This window comes from Funiculus sociatus GB2-C1 (genome assembly GCF_039962115.1).
GTDB lineage: Bacteria > Cyanobacteriota > Cyanobacteriia > Cyanobacteriales > FACHB-T130 > Funiculus > Funiculus sociatus.
The window spans coordinates 1-18,139 of record NZ_JAMPKJ010000094.1 but is presented as its reverse complement, the minus strand read 5'-3'; the positions used below and the strand labels follow the sequence as shown (position 1 = coordinate 18,139).

Genomic DNA, 18,139 nt, shown 5'->3' with positions numbered 1-18,139 from the left:
GAACAACGCCGAAATCAAAATTCTTCTCCTGTAGATTGGCGATTTACGACCGAAGATGCCCGGATTAAATTGAAGCGGTTATATCCGTCAATTCCTTGTTGACAGACCACTAGTTCAATTCAATCAGCATTTCTATCGTACTCAGGCGAAAGCCGCAAGCAGAAAATAATCGCCTCGCCGCATCGTTAACGGCAGTAGTATCGAGGCGAATTTGTTTGACTCCCATGCTGTTAAAGTGTTCAATAGTCCGCATCACCATCTGCCGCGCAATCCCGGCGTGACGATATTCCTCCTCAACCCAGAGGTCGTGAATAAAAGCGTATTCCTGTAAACGATAAATTGGGATTTCCTGTTCTACTGTCGCCACGAGGAATCCTCCCAGTTGTCCTGGTTCAGCCTCAGCCACTAGAAAGATGTTGCGATCGCTAGTCGCCATCCTACTCAACCAGTTCTTATAACGCAACTCTGGATTAGGCAAAAATCCATATTTTGCTGAGTCCCACTTTTCGTGCAACGCACAAATCTTGGCAACCATTGGTAGAACGGCTGGTACATCAGCAGGTGTAGCAGAACGGATAAGCATATCTCTATCGTTTGATGCTGAACCTATATACTTACTTATCCGTAGCATAGAAATGGAATGACTGGCAAAGTGCGATCGCTCTGGCATGGTGACGCTACACGAAACCAGACTGCCTAGACTGTATACCTCTTGAATTTTATTTGCCTGGTATTTTTGACAGCTTATGACCCCTGAAAATTCCTCCAATCCCTTTCTCAACCTCAATTACGATCCGGCGCTGGAAGCTTTAGGCGACGATTTTTTTGATGAAGTCGCAGCAGCAGAATTTCCTAAACATATTCTGCGCTTCCGCAATGACGAATTATTACCAAAGCTGGGACTAAAGCCAGAAGAAGTAACGGACGAAGATTTTATCGAAGCTTTTGGTAAATTTCAAGGAAGAAAACCTTTTTTAGCTTTGCGTTACCACGGTTATCAATTTGGCGAATACAATCCTCGTTTAGGAGATGGTAGAGGATTTCTCTACGGTCAAGTGCGAGGAACCGATGGAGAACTTTATGATTTTGGAACTAAAGGTTCTGGGACTACTCCCTACTCTAGAGGTGGCGATGGTAGGTTAACGCTAAAAGGTGGAGTAAGAGAAGTTTTAGCCTCAGAAGCACTTCACTATCTAGGCGTTTATACTTCTCGCTGTCTGTCAATGATTGAAACTGGAGACGCGCTTTGGCGAGGCGATGAACCTTCTCCAACTCGGTCTTCGGTGATGGTTCGTTTTAGCCGTTCTCATATCCGTTTTGGGACGTTTGAACGGTTGCATCATTTCGGTCGAAAAGATTTAATTCAACAGCTTTTAGATCATGTAATTGTGCAATATTATCCCCACCTCAAAGATAAGGATGACCGCTATGCACTTTTTTACGCAGAGTTAGTGCAACGAGTGGCGAGACTTGTGGCTCAATGGATGTCTGTGGGTTTTTGTCATGCTGTTTTGAACACAGATAATATGTCAATTACTGGGGAAAGTTTTGATTATGGCCCCTTCGCCTTTATTGACACGTATAATCCGCAATTTACTGCGGCATACTTTGACTATTACGGGCGTTACAGTTACGGCAATCAACCGGGAATTTGCAAGTTGAATTTAGAAATGCTTCAAGACCCGCTATCAGCTGTGATTCCGGTTGAAGAGATGGACATTATTTTAAAAGAGTTTGACGAGTATTATTACCAGACTTACAATGAGCGAATGCTGAATAAGTTGGGTTTTGCAAACCTTGCTCAGCCGGAAGCTGAAGCATTGCTGATGTCAACTCTGACATTGCTGCAAAAAACTCAAGTTGGTTATCACACTTTCTTTTCAGAACTGACACAACAGTTTAACCACAATTGGCGCGACGATGCGGCAAATATTCTGAAATCAGATAGCTTTTTAAATTTAGGTGAGGCGGCAGGATTATTAGAAACTTGGCGAAATTTATATCTGCAAATTTTGCTTAGCTTACCAGAGAGCGAGATGGATAATATGCTTGAGCGGTTGCAGCGTCATAATCCAAAAACTGTGTTACTCAGACCAGAAATAGAGGCAGTTTGGGAGAAAATTGATCAAGAAGATAATTGGGAACCTTTTTATCAATTGATTTCGCGGCTACGATTTCATCAGGATGCGGCGTAATACTCGTAATCGTTCCCAGGCGACCGCCTGGGAACGATTATAAATCACTTATTCTTCCTCATGTGGTCGTTCAGTAGCAGCTGCATTTTCTGGCGCTTCATCAAGTCTTGTTGAATCGCTAGCTTCATTAATAACACCCTGGGGAGCTGGTGTAGATTCATCAGCAGCAGCATTAATTAAACCATCAGCATTTGTGTTGGGTTTTGCTGAAGCACCTTTATGGCTGGCATGACCGCTAGGCATAACTATGTCCTCAATTATGTTAACTGTACACTCCAGCTTAAACTTATTTGTTGTCAGGAATACCCTATCTTGAGGCTTAAATTCCACCTATAAGTTATCAGATATGTTGTGTATTTAATTTGTATATAGGTACACTTAGGAAGAGTCGTCAGTTATCTATTACTTTTGACAACTGACAAAAATTGATTAATTGATATTTTCAATTAAATGCACTACAACTTATCAGGAATTTTGCAAATTAACCTCAAAAGTTTGGCCTCCCACAGTCACGCGATCGCCTGATACTAACTGCCGTCCCCGTCTGGTTTCCAGCGTGCCGTTGACTAAAACTTCACCATCTTGAATCCTTAGCTTGGCTTCGCCGCCAGTCATCACTACACCTGTAAACTTCAAAAACTGATCCAGCTTAATTGTGTTGTCGCTTTTCGTCATATTTGGCGATGAAGGGCATACTGCTTACTACCATCTAATTTTAGTTGTAGAAAGGCAACTTATGCAGCATCAGGATTAAGCTGAGTCATTTTCCAGGTACCATAAGTGCCAATCGGACTCCAAACCAAATAAGGAATTAGTAGCGCCGCCGCCAAACTAGAAATCGGTAATACAGATAGTGTCAACAGGATAGCTACAATTAATCCAGCACCTCCAATAATTGTACCGACACTGAGATTCCTCAGTCTCAGAGTAGCTGGAATGTAAGTTACTGTAACTATTTCTAGTAACAGATAGGTTGCCATTAATAACCAAGTTTTGAGACTACCTGGGTCTTTATCCCAGATAATAGAAGCACTTATGGCTCCGCTTAAGAAAATGAGATTCCAGATTACGGGAATTGCTGGCTCAAAAACTACTAACCACTTTGGTAAGCTTAGGTGGGCTGCCCACTTAACATCGCGCGGTTTAATAAAAAAACTACCAAAGGAAACTAAAAAGGTGATGCCTACAATAACCATCCACGGTTTAATCATTTTTTTAACCTTTATTTGTGATAACTCAACCTTAAAACAACCCTTAGACAGGGTTATAAAGCCATGTTGTCAAGTTTAAAAATAAATTTAATCAGTCTTTAGTGCGAAAGGAGGGATAAAGTAGATTCGCAAGTCCGGGTTTTGTAAGATGGGAAGCGATCGCTATAATAAATCCACCCCTAAACCAACATCCGCAATCAGCGATCGCTCAAAATCAGGGCGGCTTCATGCTAATCTCATGGGCAAGAAAGCCTTTTTGTCATCTATCCTTAAGGTAGAGATCGTCCGAATTTAAACAGCAATTATCGTCTCATGTCTAAATTTCCGGAAAAACCATTTCAACAAAACAGCTTCGCCTCACTCAGCGCCCAAAGTGCAGATGACCATCAATCAGAGAGATTGTACGCCCAAAGACAGGCAGATTTAGCTATTCGCTTCAATAAACAGTATCAGAGTGCAGCCTTTGAATTGCCCCAAGAAGTTGAAGCAATGCCAATCTTTCAAGAGTGGGTAGCAGGTACTCTTACCCAAAAAATCACTTCTCCATTCTGGGAAATTGCCCAACCTCAAAAAAATCAACGCTGTTTAGATATTGGCTGTGGCGTTAGCTTTTTAATCTATCCTTGGCGGGATTGGGGAGCATATTTTTATGGTCAAGAAATCAGCACCGTGGCCCGCGATGCACTCAATTCTCGCGGTTCCCAGTTAAACTCGAAGCTGTTCAAAGGTGTTGAGTTGGGTTCAGCCCAGCAGTTAAAATACGAAAATGATTTTTTTGACTTAGCGATCGCAACCGGATGGAGTTGTTATTTTCCGCTCGATTACTGGGAAATCGCGATGAACGAAGTCAAGCGAGTGCTGAAACCCGGCGGTATATTTGTTTTTGACATTCTCAACCAAGAAAGTCCCTTATCGGAAGATTGGGCGGTTCTGGAAACCTATTTAGGTGCAGAGGTGTTTCTCTCGCCTATCGCAGAGTGGGAAAAAATAATTAAAGCTACCGGAGCAAAAATTGTCAAGCGGAAATCCGGCGAGTTATTTGAATTGTACAAAGTTCAATTTTAAACCCAGAAAAATAGTCTAGCTGACAACGGCCCAAGCGTAGGTAATGATTCCTAGAAGTGCTACACCCACAATGATTTCAGGTTGTTGCGACCACTTGGCGCGAAAGCTACTCACAAAATAGCTCAATGCTTGCTTGCGCGATCGCCCTAATTCGGTCATCAGCAATTTTACTTTAGCATCCACCTCCTGAATAGAAACTTCCCCTTTTTTATAGGCAGCTTCTAACTCATCTAATTTCCGCCAATAGTCTTTGGTATCTTCTAAGAGATCAGGTATCATAAATCGCTCCGTCTGTCTAGCGTTATTAACTTATGTAAATAATCTAACGCGGCTATCTGGGCGGTTGTGTCTGTAAATGGATAGAACCATCGTCTATAGATGGGTAGAACTACCACGATTGAAAAAACTTACAGTCCCGCAAATTGGCGAAGCCCATCAACAGCCGATATTTTTACTGATTCCGGTATCAAGGTAAACTCTTAAGTTGCACCATATTGTCCGGAGAAAAGACCTTGGGCATAGAACTACGCAGTTACGTATTTCTAGACAGCTTGCAGCCACAGCACGCAGCTTACATCGGTACAGTGGCGCTAGGCTTCTTGCCATTGCCAGGAGATGCGTCGCTGTGGATTGAAATCTCGCCAGGGATTGAAATCAACCGGATTACCGATGTCGCCCTAAAATCTGCCTCTGTACGTCCAGGGGTGCAGGTTGTTGAGCGACTTTATGGACTTCTAGAAATTCATTCCAGCACGCAAGGCGAGACGCGGGCCGCTGGGAGAGCAATTTTAGACGCACTGGGAGTCAAAAGAGAAGAATGTCTCAAACCGCGAGTCGTTTCCAGCCAAATTATCCGCAACATAGACGCGCACCAAACACAACTAATCAATCGCACCCGACGCGGACAACTGCTACTAGCAGGACAAACACTTTATGTATTAGAAGTAGAACCAGCCGCTTATGCAGCACTAGCGGCGAACGAAGCGGAAAAAGCCGCCGCGATTAACATCCTTGAGGTTAATGCTGTCGGAAGCTTCGGTCGCCTCTACCTGGGTGGAAAAGAACAAGATATTTTAGCGGGTGCTGATGGGGCGCTGGCGGCGATTGAAAACGTGCTTGGGAGGCAAAATCCTGCCGCTATGCGTAAGGAATAATTTTTTGGATTTATATAAAACCACTCTGTTCTAGATTACCCAACAAAAATTACCAAACTAACCAGATATGTCTATACAGCATCTTGCCCTACTTAAAGAAGGTGCAGTCAAATGGATTGAGTGGAGAAGGCAAAACCCAGAGATAGAACCAGACCTCAGCGAAGCGAATCTCAGAGGCGCGAACCTCAGAGGCGCAAGCTTGCAACGAGCAAACCTGAGAAAAGCCGATCTCTGCAAAGCTAAACTGATCACCGCGAACCTTAGCCATGCGAATCTGGCTCATGCGAACCTTCAAGAAGCCCAACTCATGGACGCTAACCTTCAAGAAGCGGATTTCAGCATTGCGAACCTAAGCGAAGCTAACCTCAGAGATGCTGATCTGGGTAACGCTAACCTGATCGGCGCTGACCTGAGAATGGTTAACCTAAAAGGAGCTAACCTCAGCAATGCGAACTTGATCGGCGCTGACCTCAGAGAAGCTAACCTCAGCGGTGCTGATCTGGGTGGAGCAAAACTGGGAAGGTCGAATCTGTGTGAGGCTAACCTGATCGCAGCTAACTTGATTGAAGCTGACCTTACAGGAGCTAACCTCTACAATGCTGAACTCATGGGGGCCTACCTTTACAAGGCTAACCTCCACAAAGCTAACTTGAGTGAGGCGCACCTTAGTAAAGCTTACGTTTTCCGAGCTAACTTGAGCGAAGCTGACTTTTACGCAGCTGATTTGAGATGGGCTAACCTGGTGCGGACTACGCTGGCTGGTGCTAACCTCAGCAAAGCTAATCTCAGAGGAGCTAATCTTACAGCAGCTGACCTCACAGGCGCTAATCTCACAGGCGCTAACCTCACAGGCGTTAATCTCCAAAGGGCAATTTTGCCTAATGCCACAACCTAAATTGGTTGTAAACCGTAGACAAACCGGAGAGCCTATCTAAGCTAGAAACGCGATAATAATATATAGCAATTCAATGGTTGGGTGCGATACATCTGTAGGGACATGGCATTATGTCTCTATCAAGGTCGCCCTAAGGTCTCAATTGCGATATATTCCACCCAACTGAGAAACGTTATATAGCAGTCCTATTTGATTTGTAAAAAAACGAACTGCCCGACGCGCAGAGGGCGCTCCAGAGATAAAAGAGAGAGGTTTACAACCTATTTAGGATTGCTATATCACGGCTTGAGCAGTCTGTGTTTGAGGTATTTATCTATATGAATTCAGTCAATAAGCCCTTTGACTCAAATTTGATTCTGCAATGGGTCAATTTGATTGCTGTCCTCGCTGCTTTCGGTATCAATGTATATGCGAATGTTTCTCCGCCTAATGGATTAACAATTGGCGAAGTTTCCAATACTTTCTTTAGCAATGTGCAAATTATACCCGCCAATTATGCTTTTGCAATTTGGGGCCTGATTTATTTGGGGTTAATTAGCTTTGGCGTATATCAGGTACTTCCTAACCAACGGCAAAATCCTCTGCTACGGCGGGTTGGCTATCTTTTAGCAGTAGCTAGTATTGCTCAAATTGTGTGGGTGTTTCTTTTTGTATATCAATTTTTCGCGCTTTCGGTGGTAGCGATGCTTTTTATTTTGCTACCTCTGATTGGAATTTATCTGCGGTTGGGAATTGGTACGGAAAGAGTATCACGCAAAGAGTTGTGGTTGGTTCATACTCCTTTGAGTATTTATCTAGGTTGGATTAGCGTGGCGACGATTGTCAATGTGGCGAGTACACTTTACAGTTTAGGCTGGAATGGTTGGGGTATCAGTCCCCAAGCGTGGACAGTAATTATGCTGCTAGTAGGGGGAGCGATCGCTGCTACTATTGCTAAAACGCGATCTGACATTGCCTTTCCCCTGGTAATCATCTGGGCTTATGTAGCGATCGCAGTACGTCAAGCTAATCAATCACTAATTGCTGCAACAGCGGTAGGATTAGCTTTAGCCTTGGGGTTGTTAGTTTTGTTAAGAGGAATGCGCCGCTTATAATCAGCCAATATTCGCCTTATTTTTAAGGATGGTTTTAATCTGTAAAGTTGCACCAAAACTTAAAATCAGCGATATTGCAATATGTTACTCAAAAAGTAGGAAACATCTAAAAGAAATTTTTCTTAAGCTAGTAATGTGTGTTTCCGCATTTTGAAGTAGCTATGGATACTCTGTTAACTATTGCAATTGGCATCGGTTTGAGTGCGGCTTGCGGCTTTCGGATTTTTGTACCGCCACTGGTAATGAGTATTGCTGCACTCTTTGGACATTTGCCACTTTCACAGAACTTTGAGTGGGTAGGAACTTATCCGGCGTTGGAGGCGTTTGCTGTAGCGACTTGCGTTGAGATTGCGGCTTACTATATTCCGTGGGTGGATAATTTACTAGATACTGTTTCTACACCGACTGCGATCGCTGTGGGAACTTCCATCGTTGCAGCCTTAATTCCCAACACTGATCCTTTATTGCAGTGGACAATAGCGGTAATTGCTGGTGGCGGTTCGGCAGGACTTGTGCAAGCATTTACGGCAATGACTCGCTTATCTTCAACAGCTCTGACGGTAGGAATTGGCAATGCGGTTGTTTCCACAGTTGAAGCAGCTAGTTCGATTATTTTATCGATATTAGCAATTTTTGTACCTATCGTGGCTGTAGGTTTGGTAGCAGCATTGTTAATTTTAATTGTCAGGAAAGGATGGCAAAGTTTAGCGATGAAAAGTTTGGTAAAAACGCCTAACGAGTAAACTCTAGGGCGAATAAAACAAGCCTGCCTACGCTACGGCTGATGTTAAGCCCACGCAGGCGGGCTTATCTTGTGGAGCATCATCAACCTTTTAGGGTGCGGGCGTGTGGGGTGTATCTGCTATTTAACTGCGCCGTTGTTGCATCTCTTGGCGGCGCATAGGCATGGCATCAATTTGCTTAAAAACAATATCAGGTGCGACTGGAGATTTATCGCGGCGCTTTTGCGTACCATCGTTACCCACTAGGATGACACTAAATTCCTCAGAGCTAATATTAAATCGATTGCGGAGTTGAGCCACCGCCGAGTCATCAATAACTTGGTTGTTGATGCGGCTTTTACCTTCTTTAAACAACTCAATAACTAGCAAATCTCTATCATTTAATCCCGCAGCTTGTTTCTGAAGTAGCTGCATTTGGCTTTGGTAAGCGGGGCTATTTTCTGTAGGGGCAAAAACCAATAATAGGCGATTTTTCCATTGATAGGAGCCAAGATTGAACATTGCTTTAGGTGGTTGTGCGCTGGCTACTTCTTTATAGGATTCTTCCGTATTTTCCAGAGCCGGTAACAGGCTGGTAATTGCAGTTGCTGTCGAAGCAGTCGATTGAGAAACTGGTTGCTCAATGCGGGTTAAGGTCATAGTCGAGCAGCTAGAGGTGAGGTAAGCCAGCAGCCCCAGAATAAGCGATCGCGTAATCATTTTAATACTATAGCCATCCTACGTGCTTTGTGATTTTGTAGACAGATACATTTTCATGCTAACTAAGATCGCCATCTTCTTTTAGTTGTGAGCTAGGGGTTCAGATACCCGGCTGTAAGAAGTCGGGTATCCCGCCTTCACAAATCATTGAGGACTGCTATAGCAATCCTATTTAAGTTGTGAACAAGTATTCAACCCTGGTGTAGGGACACGGCAGTGCCGTGTCCCTACAGGGGTTCACGAATCATTTACGATTGCTATATATCTGCTTTTTCTAACCCAATTCTGATTTTTATATAAATTCTACCAATCGAGATAACCTTGTTGATAAAGCATTCATGGCGTTGAAATAAATTTCTCTTCTTAAAGCTTAAACCCGTTTTACGGGTTGGAACATTTATTTGGGGTGACGATGGCTTTAGTTATGAAGCCGTGTATACGCTTTCGCAGCTTCTCGCAGAGTACCTTAGTTCAGGGCGGAAGGAATGCAAGAAGTCTACTAACCGAGATGTATTGAGAGTAAACGCTCTAATGCACCGTTTTGGGCGATATTTTCAGGGTTTTCCCAGCCTACTATTGACTTAAGAATTTTATGGAATTGTGCAGACTAGCAGCGATCGGGTTTGTATAAGGATAACTGCTGTGAGTGAAAGGGATTTTTGCAATTGAAACGCAGTATTGGCAGAAGAAAGCGCTCTAAAAAAATAACAAAGGTCGCATGGAAACGTTTAGCTGTTACCGCCGGGGCCGGGTTACTGACAGTTTGGGCGTTAGTTTTCGCCTATGATGCGTGGCGAAAACGAGATAGTTGGTGTGTGAAGTTATTCTATCCAGATGGAACAACCAAAGAGTTTTATCAGGATGAATGTCAGCAATGAAAATTTGCGCGATCGCATCCTGTTAAGCAGCTCTATCTTTACCAATTCCAACCCAAAATGAGATTACTATATCAAATCCGAGCTTTGTCTGCAACTCCCTATCAGCCGAGCTTTTATAGCTTATCGGGAACCCTTATAGTCAAAAGCAAGTGTGCGATCGCGTACTTAGTTGTTCCAATTTTCTGACTGATTGGCAACAGCGCGATCGCTCCCCTCGGAATGCAGCAGCAAAAAGCTATTACACCTACTTTTATGGCATTTTACCTGGGAATAATGCCCTTTACACAGCATTCTTTGTATTCTATAGCACAAAATTATTTTACATCCCGCCCTTTCTTTAGAAAGACTAGCAAGCCGCTCTAGTAAAGCCTAAGACCAACGATAGTCTTTTTTAGCATTTACATAAAATTCATCCTTCAGGGAGAAGGAAACGGCAGACTTATCAGGTAAATTTACATACAGTACCAAGCTGTTTTTAATAAATGCTTGGCAAGTTAAGACACGGTTTGCAAAGCGCTAGTTGGTGCTTTATTACGTTCGTTATTGCTGTTTCTGAAGAATGAAGGCTGCAAAAAATGCCATGTTTTACTTTCTGAATTAGCTTTTACCTTTCAAGGGTAAGACAATTTTGGAAGCCATATTTCGATTATATAACTATCCGAGGCTAGTTATGTCCCAACAGGAAAAAAAAGTGAACAATAGTGTTAGCAGTGTTGGAGCATGGGAAATAGAAAATTCTTCTAAAACCGCACCCGAATCACCATCCCTAAATGCATTATCAAAGTTGAAGTTTGATTTTCCTAAATCTTCCTTTTCAGATACACCGGATCTGGTCTGCTTGTCGCATTTACGTTGGAATTTTGTCTATCAGCGACCTCAGCATCTCCTAAGCCGCTTTAGCAAGCAGCGACGTGTATTTTTTATCGAAGAGCCGATTTTTAGTGCCGATGCCGAGGGGCGAATTGATATTAGCATCGGTGAAGATGGAGTCTGCGTTGTAGTGCCGCACCTGAGAGAAGGACTGAGTGAAGAAGCAGTAAAAACCACTCAACAGGTGATGTTAGATGATTTGTTTGATGCAGCGCAGATTAGCGACTACATCCTCTGGTACTATACGCCGATGGCTATGGGGTTCTCGCGCCACTTAGAGCCGCAGGTTGTTGTCTATGACTGCATGGACGAGCTATCTGCATTTAAGGGAGCGCCACCTGCCCTAAAAGAGCTGGAAGCTGAACTATTCAGCCGTGCAGACTTGGTATTTACAGGCGGACAAAGTATTTACGAGAGCAAGCGTAACCACCACCCGAACGTCTACGCATTTCCGAGTAGCATTGACAAAGCGCACTTTGCACAATGTCGAGACGTTGAACGCAAGGTTACACAAGAACCAGCAGATCAAGTGGATATTCCCCACCCGCGTCTGGGATTCTTTGGGGTGATAGACGAGCGCATGGACATCGACTTGCTTGGTGGCATTGCCGAAGCGCGTCCTGACTGGCATTTAGTTATTATTGGTCCAGTTGTCAAAATAGATCCAGAAGTTTTGCCACGCCACCCCAATATTCATTATCTGGGTGGCAAATCTTATCAAGAGTTGCCTGCATATATTGCTGGATGGGATGTGGCATTGTTGCCTTTTGCTCATAACGAGTCAACACGCTTTATTAGTCCCACAAAAACCCCAGAATACCTCGCTGCTGGTAAACCAGTGGTGTCTACTTCTATCCGTGATGTGGTGCGTCCTTACGGGGATATGGGTTTGGTACAGATTGCAGACACAGTACCAGATTTTGTTGCCGCAGTTGAGACGGCGTTGAATCAATCTCAGGAATGTGAGTGGCTGAACAAGGTGGATGAGTTTTTAGCCGACAATTCTTGGGATTCCACTTGGGGAAGTATGATGCAGCTGGTGGAAGGTGTAATTAGCAACGCAAGTGCGTCTTCTAAAGAGGTGTTAACGCCGGATATGCAAAGCGTTTCTACAGGCTAAGAGAGTCAAGATGCTGCCGCGCTAGGATAAGGTTTGCATTCTCAGGGTGGGGTAGCCCACTTTACCAACGCAAATTAAATCGCGGTATTTCTAGAGTTTGTTCCATTTTGGTCAGATATAACTTTGAAAGTGCCTTTTCGAGTAAGTTGCACAAGGCTGAGTTTTCAAAGTTGGAGAGGTTGTTACTGTACGTAGCTGGTATTTTTTTATGCCAGCAAGATTCCTAATCGCAATTCAAAAGGCGGAATAAAAAAATGTTTGATTATCTCATTGTTGGGGCTGGTTTTGCTGGAAGCGTTTTGGCTGAGAGGCTGGCGAGTCAGGCAGGAAAGAAGATTCTGATTGTAGACAAGCGATCGCATATTGGTGGCAACGCTTACGACCACTACAATGATGAAGGCATTCTCGTACACAAGTACGGCCCCCACATCTTCCACACCAACTCCCGCCAAGTTTTCGAGTACCTTTCAAACTTCACCGAGTGGCGTTCTTACGAACATCGCGTATTAGCTAGTGTAGACGGTCAATTAGTTCCAATTCCCATCAACCTCGATACCGTAAATAAACTTTACGGACTAAATCTCACCTCGTTTCAACTTGAAGAGTTCTTTGCATCGGTTGCGGAAAAGAAAGAATATATCCGCACTTCGGAGGATGTAGTTGTTAGCAAAGTTGGACGGGAACTTTATGAAAAGTTCTTCCGTGGTTACACCCGCAAGCAATGGGATCTCGACCCCTCGGAACTTGACAAATCAGTTACAGCTCGCGTACCAACTCGCACCAACCGCGACGACCGATATTTTACCGATACTTATCAGGCAATGCCATTGCACGGCTACACCCGGATGTTCGAGAAAATGTTGTCTCACCCGAACATCAAAATCATGCTCAACACCGATTATCGGGAAATTCAGCAGATAATGCCCTATCGGGAGATGATTTACACCGGGCCAGTTGATGCTTACTTCGATTTCCGCTATGGCAAACTTCCCTACCGTTCCCTAGAGTTCAAGCACGAAACCCTCAACCAGCCAAACTATCAACCAACCGGGACAGTAAACTATCCCAACGAGCAGCTATATACCCGGATAACAGAGTTTAAGTATCTGACAGGACAAGAGCATCCTAAAACTAGCCTTGTGTACGAGTACCCTCGCGCCGAGGGAGATCCTTACTACCCAGTACCGCGTCCAGAAAACGCTGAAGTTTACAAGAAATATAAGGAACTAGCTGATGCAACTCCTGGTGTGCATTTCGTGGGGCGGCTAGCGACTTACAAGTATTACAACATGGATCAAGTGGTCGCTCAAGCTCTCTCGATCCACGAAAAGATCAGCACAAAACTACCTTTAGAACTAGAACCAGTAGAAGGTAGAAGCGGCTATACCCAGAATGTTAGTCTCAACGAAATTGTTGAGCAACGCCCACAGACGGAAACAGTGACAGCAAACGGTAACGGGAAAGGCAGTCATTAGTCATTAGTCATTAGTCATGGGTTATTAGTCATTGTTCTGTAGGGTGGGTGATGCCCACCTTACCTGTGACTAACTGTGGACATTACCTAATGTACCTGTGACGCGACAGCGAATTAATGAGGAGTGAAAAATGACAAAAGCATCATTAAATAGGCAAATAGGAATTAGGAATTCTGAATTAATTCAAGATTCCAAGATCAAAAATCAAAAATCAAAATTGGAGATGTGGGCGGGGCTAGAGTGTACCGTTAATCGCGTAGGCGATCGCTATTTCAACCAGATGGAGCGCAACGGTCACGGAACCCGGTTGGATGACCTCAACTTGTTTGCCGAACTAGGCGTGACTGCGATTCGCTACCCGGTGTTGTGGGAACTAACTGCTCCCGAAGGGCCAGATAAGGCAGATTGGTCGTGGGCAGATGAGCGACTGGGACGTTTGCAAGAACTCGGCATCAATCCGATTGTCGGCTTAGTTCACCACGGTAGCGGCCCGCGTCATACTAGCCTGATCGATCCATCCTTTGCGACTGGACTGGCAGAGTTTGCCCACGCGGTTGCTGAGCGTTATCCTTGGGTGGAAAATTACACGCCTGTCAACGAGCCTTTGACTACGGCGCGTTTTAGCGGATTATACGGTCACTGGTATCCTCACGGTCGGGATGCTTTCACTTTCATTCAGGCGTTGTTGACGCAGTGCCGCGCTGTTATTCTTTCGATGCAGGCGATTCGTCAAATTAACCCGGCTGCAAAGTTGGTGCAAACGGAAGACTTGTGTAAGGTTTTCAGTACGCCGAAGATGGCGTATCAGGCAGAGTTTGAAAATGAGCGTCGCTGGCTGAGTTTCGATCTGCTGTGCGGTCGCCTGAACCAAGCTCATCCCCTTTGGTCATATCTGCGTAAGGTGGTGGGGATCGATGAAGCTGATCTGGAGTGGTTTCTGGAAAATCCCTGTCCGCCGGACATAATGGGCATTAATCATTATTTGACAAGCGATCGCTTCCTTGATGAGCGCCTTGACCGTTATCCTAGTTGGACACATGGAAGCAACGGGCGGGATCAGTACGCAGATGTAGAAGCCGTGCGGGTTTGCACCGAAGGGATAGCGGGGCCGCGTACACTCATAAAAGAAGTATGGGAACGCTACGAAATAGCGATCGCAGTCACCGAAGTACACCACGGTTGCACCCGTGAAGAGCAGTTGCGTTGGCTTAAGGAAGTTTGGGATGCCGCAAACACTGTGCGTTCCGAAGGTGTAGACTTGCGTGCCATCACCGCTTGGTCGCTGTTGGGTTCCTACGACTGGAATAGCCTGGTGACTAGGGATGAAGGACACTACGAGCCTGGGGTATTCGACTTGCGATCGCCTCACCCCCGTCCCACAGCAATTGCCCGAATGATCCGCGACTTGGCCAAAGGTGAGACATACGAGCATCCGCTTCTCGATGTACCTGGTTGGTGGTGGCGATCCCAGCGACTTCTCTATCCTCCAGTAAGTTGCAATTCGGGACTGGGAACTGGCGAAGAAGGGACTGGGTACTTAGGACTGGGGACTTGGGAAGATAAGAACACTTCCTCTTCACAAATTTCTAATTCCCAATTCCGAGAAAATCCACAATCCACAATCCACAATCCACAATCCCTCCGTCCTCTTTTAATCTCAGGAGCAACCGGGACGCTAGGAAATGCTTTTGCTCGACTGTGTGACCTTCGGGGTATTCCATACCATCTCTTAACACGCCGAGAGATGGATATTGCTAACCCCGCCTCTGTTGATACTGTATTAACAGAGTTGAAGCCTTGGGCAATTGTCAACGCCGCCGGATATGTTCGCGTAGATGATGCCGAACTAGAACCTGATGCTTGCCGGCGCGAAAATGCTGACGGGCCAGCAGTTTTAGCCGAACGTTGCGCTCGGCATGGAGTGCAACTACTCACCTTCTCATCGGATCTTGTTTTCGATGGAGTTTCTACCTCTCCCTACGTTGAAAGTGATTCTGTTGCACCGCTTAACGTCTACGGACGCAGCAAAGGTGAAGCTGAGGTGCGTGTCTTACAAGCCCTGCCCTCAGCACTTGTAATCCGTACCAGCGCCTTCTTTGGGCCGTGGGACGAGTATAACTTTATCACCGTTGCCCTACGGACGCTCTCCGCTGGGAAGCCCTTCGTAGCGGTAGAGGATGCGGTTATCTCACCTACATACATTCCGGATCTTGTCAATACCAGCCTCGATCTTTTAATTGACGGCGAGTACGGCTTGTGGCACATCGCTAACTCAGGTGAGAGTTCCTGGGCTGATTTGGCAAGGTTTGCAGCTAGATGCGCTCGTCTCGATGCCAAGCAGGTTGAAGCTCGTCCCATGCAAGCTCTGCAACTATTGGCACCGCGTCCAAGGTACAGCGTTCTGACTAGCGAAAGGGGTGTTTTGCTGCCATCTCTGGAGAATGCGATCGCTCGCTATTTCCAGGAGTGCAAGCTGCCACTTTTGGCATAACAAATGCACATAAATCTGTTGTCCTTTTTAACAACCATTTCAGCAAAATTTTCCCCATTTCTTTTACTAATTGAGGCGTATCTATATGAGCATTCTTTCTAAAGTCGTTCAATCTCCTGATGTTTTGGATAGTTCTAAGGCTACGCAGTTTACCCGTGATATCGAAATCCTGATTAAGCAGGGAGTTAAAATTGTTCTACTCGACCTGAAAAATGTCACCTTTATGAGTAGTTCTGGCTTAATGGCTCTAGTTTCAGTTTTGAGAATGGCTAAAGCCTCTGGTTGCAAAGCTTTTATTCATTCAAGCAGCGATGAAGTCAGAATTATTTTGGAAATGACAGGTTTAGATCAAGTTGTTCAAATCCTTAATAGCTCGGAAGATTTTAATAACTTAGAAACCAAAGCAGTGTCTAATGTTCAACCTAAACTAGACACCTTGCCAAGGTCAGTATCCTCGCGCAAGCTGAAGTCGGCTGGTTCCCAAGCACAGGCTGCTTCCGCACGATAAAAAGATTTACTCGTTAAGAGTTTCTGACTGGGAATGCAATAAGTGAGGCGACGACCGCCTCACTTATTCTTTTTTTTAGGAATTTTTAGGTTGATAATCATAGCTAAACCCAACAACGCCCCCTCGGTTACTGGTTGTTGGGTTTTGTTTTTCAAACGCAAAATCTCTCAAGAGTCTTAATAAAGCCAGTAGGAGGTAGTCCACCCTACGCTTACTAAAACTTCATCCCTTCGAGTCGCCTGATTGGGTGATGTCCTAAAGCCAAACGCGCCAATAATATAAGCTAAGCGATCGCGCTTATTTCAATGTATCTGCTCTGTGAATATTCCTAAGTTATGTAAACTACATTGCTTCGGTTGATTTCTTGTAGTACGATGTTACAAGCTCGATTGGAAAATTCTTGAAAACTATTAAAGGAGAAAGAACCATGAAGGATATTGTCGCGATTGAAACCAATAGCCATCAAGACACAACACCGTAACCTCACAGATGTACGCGAATAATTTTCACAATTCCTCTGTGAGTGTAGCGGTCAGCATACGCACACCTAGAGGAAAATTAAATGAATTTAGAGGTATTAGGCTGGAATAGTTTTTTTGCCAAAAACTTCAATAGCTATTTGCAACAGGAATATACTCTTGGGCGAGTCGCTATAGAGCAGAAAAACACTTACCTTCTCTATACTGAGTTTGGAGAGCAAAGAGCAGAAGTCACGGGGAAAATGCGCCACCAAGCCGGAGGACGCGCAGACTTTCCGGCGGTAGGAGATTGGGTAGTAATTAGCCTGCTCAACGGCGAAGAAAGAGCAATAATCCATGAGATTTTGCCGCGCAAAAGTAAATTTTCTCGGAAAACTGTAGGCGCAATTACAGATGAGCAAATCATTGGTACTAACATTGATACGGTATTTCTAGTTTCGGGATTAGATGGGGATTTCAATGTTAGAAGAATTGAACGCTATCTGATTTTAGTTTGGGAAAGTGGCGCTAATCCAGTCATCATTCTGAATAAAGCAGACTTGTGCGATCGAGTTGAGGAAAGACGAGTTGAAATAGAAGCGATCGCACCCGGTGTAGAGATTATCATTCTGAGCGCGATCGCCCAGCTTGGACTAGAAGCCTTAACTCCTTACCTTAGCACTGGGCAAACTGTAGCCCTAATTGGTTCTTCTGGAGTGGGAAAATCCACGATTACGAATCAATTAGTAGGTGAAGACATTCAAGCTGTTCAATCAGTCCGCCTTGGAGATAGTCGCGGTCGTCACACCACAACACATCGAGAGTTAATCATCTTACCTTCTGGGGGTTTGCTAATAGATACTCCGGGAATGCGAGAAATACAAATATGGGCTGGAAATGAAGGTTTGCAGTCAACTTTTTCGGATATCGAAACTATCGCAAAGTTGTGTCGCTTCCGCGACTGTCAACATGAGAAAGAACCTGGATGTGCAGTGCAACAGGCGATTTTTGAGGGTACGCTTGATAAGCAACGTTTCCACAACTATCAAAAGCTGGAACAAGAAGTTGCATATTTGAGCCGCAAACAAGATAAAAAGGCGCAATTAGTCGAGAAAGAGAAATGGAAAAAAATCCATAAAGCTTTGAGGAAAAATCCCAAGCGTTAATCATTAGACCTCTTGCAAAAGTCGATGCTGAGGTAATATGGGGTCTAAACAAAGGCGCTCGCAAAAAACGGGTGAGCGATCACGCAGTCTGATTCATAAGAATATCTGATGAAATAC

Annotated in this window: 18 protein-coding genes; 12 read left to right on the top strand and 6 right to left on the bottom strand. The window is 44.7% G+C overall.

Going from position 1 to position 18,139, the window contains the following annotated elements:
• Positions 1–109 precede the first annotated feature (109 nt).
• A complete protein-coding gene (locus NDI42_RS26640; RefSeq protein WP_242017702.1) occupies positions 110–670 on the bottom strand; it encodes a GNAT family N-acetyltransferase in 561 nt (186 codons plus the stop codon).
• Between the two features lie 76 nt (positions 671–746).
• Here NDI42_RS26640 and NDI42_RS26635 point away from each other — a divergent pair, with 76 nt between their 5' ends.
• A complete protein-coding gene (locus NDI42_RS26635; protein ID WP_190457129.1) occupies positions 747–2,195 on the top strand; it encodes a protein adenylyltransferase SelO in 1,449 nt (482 codons plus the stop codon).
• A 48-nt stretch (positions 2,196–2,243) separates the two neighbouring features.
• On the opposite strand, the gene NDI42_RS26630 is transcribed toward NDI42_RS26635, so the two are convergent.
• From NDI42_RS26630 to NDI42_RS26620, 3 genes are all read right to left on the bottom strand, one after another.
• Positions 2,244–2,438: a hypothetical protein gene (locus NDI42_RS26630; protein WP_190457127.1), complete on the bottom strand. Its 195-nt coding sequence runs from the start codon at positions 2,436–2,438 to the stop codon at positions 2,244–2,246.
• A 222-nt stretch (positions 2,439–2,660) separates the two neighbouring features.
• The gene (locus tag NDI42_RS26625; protein ID WP_190457125.1) at positions 2,661–2,870 is read right to left on the bottom strand and encodes an RNA-binding S4 domain-containing protein; all 210 of its coding nucleotides are present in this window, start codon (positions 2,868–2,870) and stop codon (positions 2,661–2,663) included.
• A 59-nt stretch (positions 2,871–2,929) separates the two neighbouring features.
• A complete protein-coding gene (locus NDI42_RS26620; protein ID WP_190457123.1) occupies positions 2,930–3,406 on the bottom strand; it encodes a TspO/MBR family protein in 477 nt (158 codons plus the stop codon).
• A 312-nt stretch (positions 3,407–3,718) separates the two neighbouring features.
• Here NDI42_RS26620 and NDI42_RS26615 point away from each other — a divergent pair, with 312 nt between their 5' ends.
• Positions 3,719–4,471, top strand: coding sequence for a class I SAM-dependent methyltransferase (locus NDI42_RS26615; protein WP_190457120.1), 753 nt, complete (start codon positions 3,719–3,721; stop codon positions 4,469–4,471).
• A gap of 15 nt (positions 4,472–4,486) precedes the next feature.
• On the opposite strand, the gene NDI42_RS26610 is transcribed toward NDI42_RS26615, so the two are convergent.
• The gene (locus NDI42_RS26610; protein ID WP_199311265.1) at positions 4,487–4,750 is read right to left on the bottom strand and encodes a hypothetical protein; all 264 of its coding nucleotides are present in this window, start codon (positions 4,748–4,750) and stop codon (positions 4,487–4,489) included.
• Between the two features lie 233 nt (positions 4,751–4,983).
• Here NDI42_RS26610 and ccmP point away from each other — a divergent pair, with 233 nt between their 5' ends.
• From ccmP to NDI42_RS26590, 4 genes are all read left to right on the top strand, one after another.
• A complete protein-coding gene (ccmP, locus tag NDI42_RS26605; RefSeq protein ID WP_190418739.1) occupies positions 4,984–5,625 on the top strand; it encodes a beta-carboxysome protein CcmP in 642 nt (213 codons plus the stop codon).
• A 67-nt stretch (positions 5,626–5,692) separates the two neighbouring features.
• Positions 5,693–6,520 (top strand): pentapeptide repeat-containing protein, encoded by an 828-nt coding sequence (locus NDI42_RS26600; RefSeq protein WP_190457118.1) that lies wholly within the window; start codon positions 5,693–5,695, stop codon positions 6,518–6,520.
• 317 nt (positions 6,521–6,837) lie between these two features.
• On the top strand, positions 6,838–7,614 hold the full coding sequence (locus NDI42_RS26595; RefSeq protein ID WP_190457116.1) for a tryptophan-rich sensory protein: 777 nt from the start codon (positions 6,838–6,840) through the stop codon (positions 7,612–7,614).
• A 161-nt stretch (positions 7,615–7,775) separates the two neighbouring features.
• Complete coding sequence (locus tag NDI42_RS26590; RefSeq protein WP_190457114.1) at positions 7,776–8,357, top strand: DUF4126 domain-containing protein; 582 nt, start codon at positions 7,776–7,778, stop codon at positions 8,355–8,357.
• Between the two features lie 123 nt (positions 8,358–8,480).
• Here the strand turns inward: NDI42_RS26590 and NDI42_RS26585 are convergent, their stop codons facing one another.
• Complete coding sequence (locus NDI42_RS26585; protein WP_199311264.1) at positions 8,481–9,056, bottom strand: DUF4174 domain-containing protein; 576 nt, start codon at positions 9,054–9,056, stop codon at positions 8,481–8,483.
• Positions 9,057–9,721: 665 nt separating this feature from the next.
• Here NDI42_RS26585 and NDI42_RS26580 point away from each other — a divergent pair.
• From NDI42_RS26580 to rsgA, 6 genes are all read left to right on the top strand, one after another.
• Positions 9,722–9,934, top strand: a complete 213-nt coding sequence (locus NDI42_RS26580) for a hypothetical protein (protein ID WP_190457112.1) — start codon at positions 9,722–9,724, stop codon at positions 9,932–9,934.
• Positions 9,935–10,625: 691 nt separating this feature from the next.
• Positions 10,626–11,924, top strand: a complete 1,299-nt coding sequence (locus NDI42_RS26575; protein ID WP_313931301.1) for a glycosyltransferase family 1 protein — start codon at positions 10,626–10,628, stop codon at positions 11,922–11,924.
• 254 nt (positions 11,925–12,178) lie between these two features.
• Positions 12,179–13,399, top strand: coding sequence for a UDP-galactopyranose mutase (glf, locus tag NDI42_RS26570; RefSeq protein WP_190457108.1), 1,221 nt, complete (start codon positions 12,179–12,181; stop codon positions 13,397–13,399).
• Positions 13,400–13,622: 223 nt separating this feature from the next.
• Positions 13,623–15,890 carry a family 1 glycosylhydrolase gene (locus NDI42_RS26565; protein ID WP_348231773.1) on the top strand — a complete coding sequence of 756 codons (2,268 nt, stop codon included), beginning with the start codon at positions 13,623–13,625 and terminating at the stop codon, positions 15,888–15,890.
• Positions 15,891–15,975: 85 nt separating this feature from the next.
• Positions 15,976–16,398 (top strand): STAS domain-containing protein, encoded by a 423-nt coding sequence (locus NDI42_RS26560; protein ID WP_190457107.1) that lies wholly within the window; start codon positions 15,976–15,978, stop codon positions 16,396–16,398.
• Positions 16,399–16,960: 562 nt separating this feature from the next.
• On the top strand, positions 16,961–18,022 hold the full coding sequence (gene rsgA, locus NDI42_RS26555; RefSeq protein WP_190457104.1) for a ribosome small subunit-dependent GTPase A: 1,062 nt from the start codon (positions 16,961–16,963) through the stop codon (positions 18,020–18,022).
• Positions 18,023–18,139 lie beyond the last annotated feature (117 nt).

Coding starts and splice junctions, on each gene's coding strand:
- NDI42_RS26610 (WP_199311265.1), bottom strand. CDS start 4,750: ATGATACCTGATCTCTTAGAAGATACCAAAGACTATTGGCGGAAATTA.
- glf (WP_190457108.1), top strand. CDS start 12,179: ATGTTTGATTATCTCATTGTTGGGGCTGGTTTTGCTGGAAGCGTTTTG.
- NDI42_RS26600 (WP_190457118.1), top strand. CDS start 5,693: ATGTCTATACAGCATCTTGCCCTACTTAAAGAAGGTGCAGTCAAATGG.
- NDI42_RS26560 (WP_190457107.1), top strand. CDS start 15,976: ATGAGCATTCTTTCTAAAGTCGTTCAATCTCCTGATGTTTTGGATAGT.
- rsgA (WP_190457104.1), top strand. CDS start 16,961: ATGAATTTAGAGGTATTAGGCTGGAATAGTTTTTTTGCCAAAAACTTC.
- NDI42_RS26595 (WP_190457116.1), top strand. CDS start 6,838: ATGAATTCAGTCAATAAGCCCTTTGACTCAAATTTGATTCTGCAATGG.
- NDI42_RS26590 (WP_190457114.1), top strand. CDS start 7,776: ATGGATACTCTGTTAACTATTGCAATTGGCATCGGTTTGAGTGCGGCT.
- NDI42_RS26615 (WP_190457120.1), top strand. CDS start 3,719: ATGTCTAAATTTCCGGAAAAACCATTTCAACAAAACAGCTTCGCCTCA.
- NDI42_RS26585 (WP_199311264.1), bottom strand. CDS start 9,056: ATGATTACGCGATCGCTTATTCTGGGGCTGCTGGCTTACCTCACCTCT.
- NDI42_RS26565 (WP_348231773.1), top strand. CDS start 13,623: ATGTGGGCGGGGCTAGAGTGTACCGTTAATCGCGTAGGCGATCGCTAT.
- NDI42_RS26620 (WP_190457123.1), bottom strand. CDS start 3,406: ATGATTAAACCGTGGATGGTTATTGTAGGCATCACCTTTTTAGTTTCC.
- NDI42_RS26625 (WP_190457125.1), bottom strand. CDS start 2,870: ATGACGAAAAGCGACAACACAATTAAGCTGGATCAGTTTTTGAAGTTT.
- NDI42_RS26630 (WP_190457127.1), bottom strand. CDS start 2,438: ATGCCTAGCGGTCATGCCAGCCATAAAGGTGCTTCAGCAAAACCCAAC.
- NDI42_RS26635 (WP_190457129.1), top strand. CDS start 747: ATGACCCCTGAAAATTCCTCCAATCCCTTTCTCAACCTCAATTACGAT.
- NDI42_RS26640 (WP_242017702.1), bottom strand. CDS start 670: ATGCCAGAGCGATCGCACTTTGCCAGTCATTCCATTTCTATGCTACGG.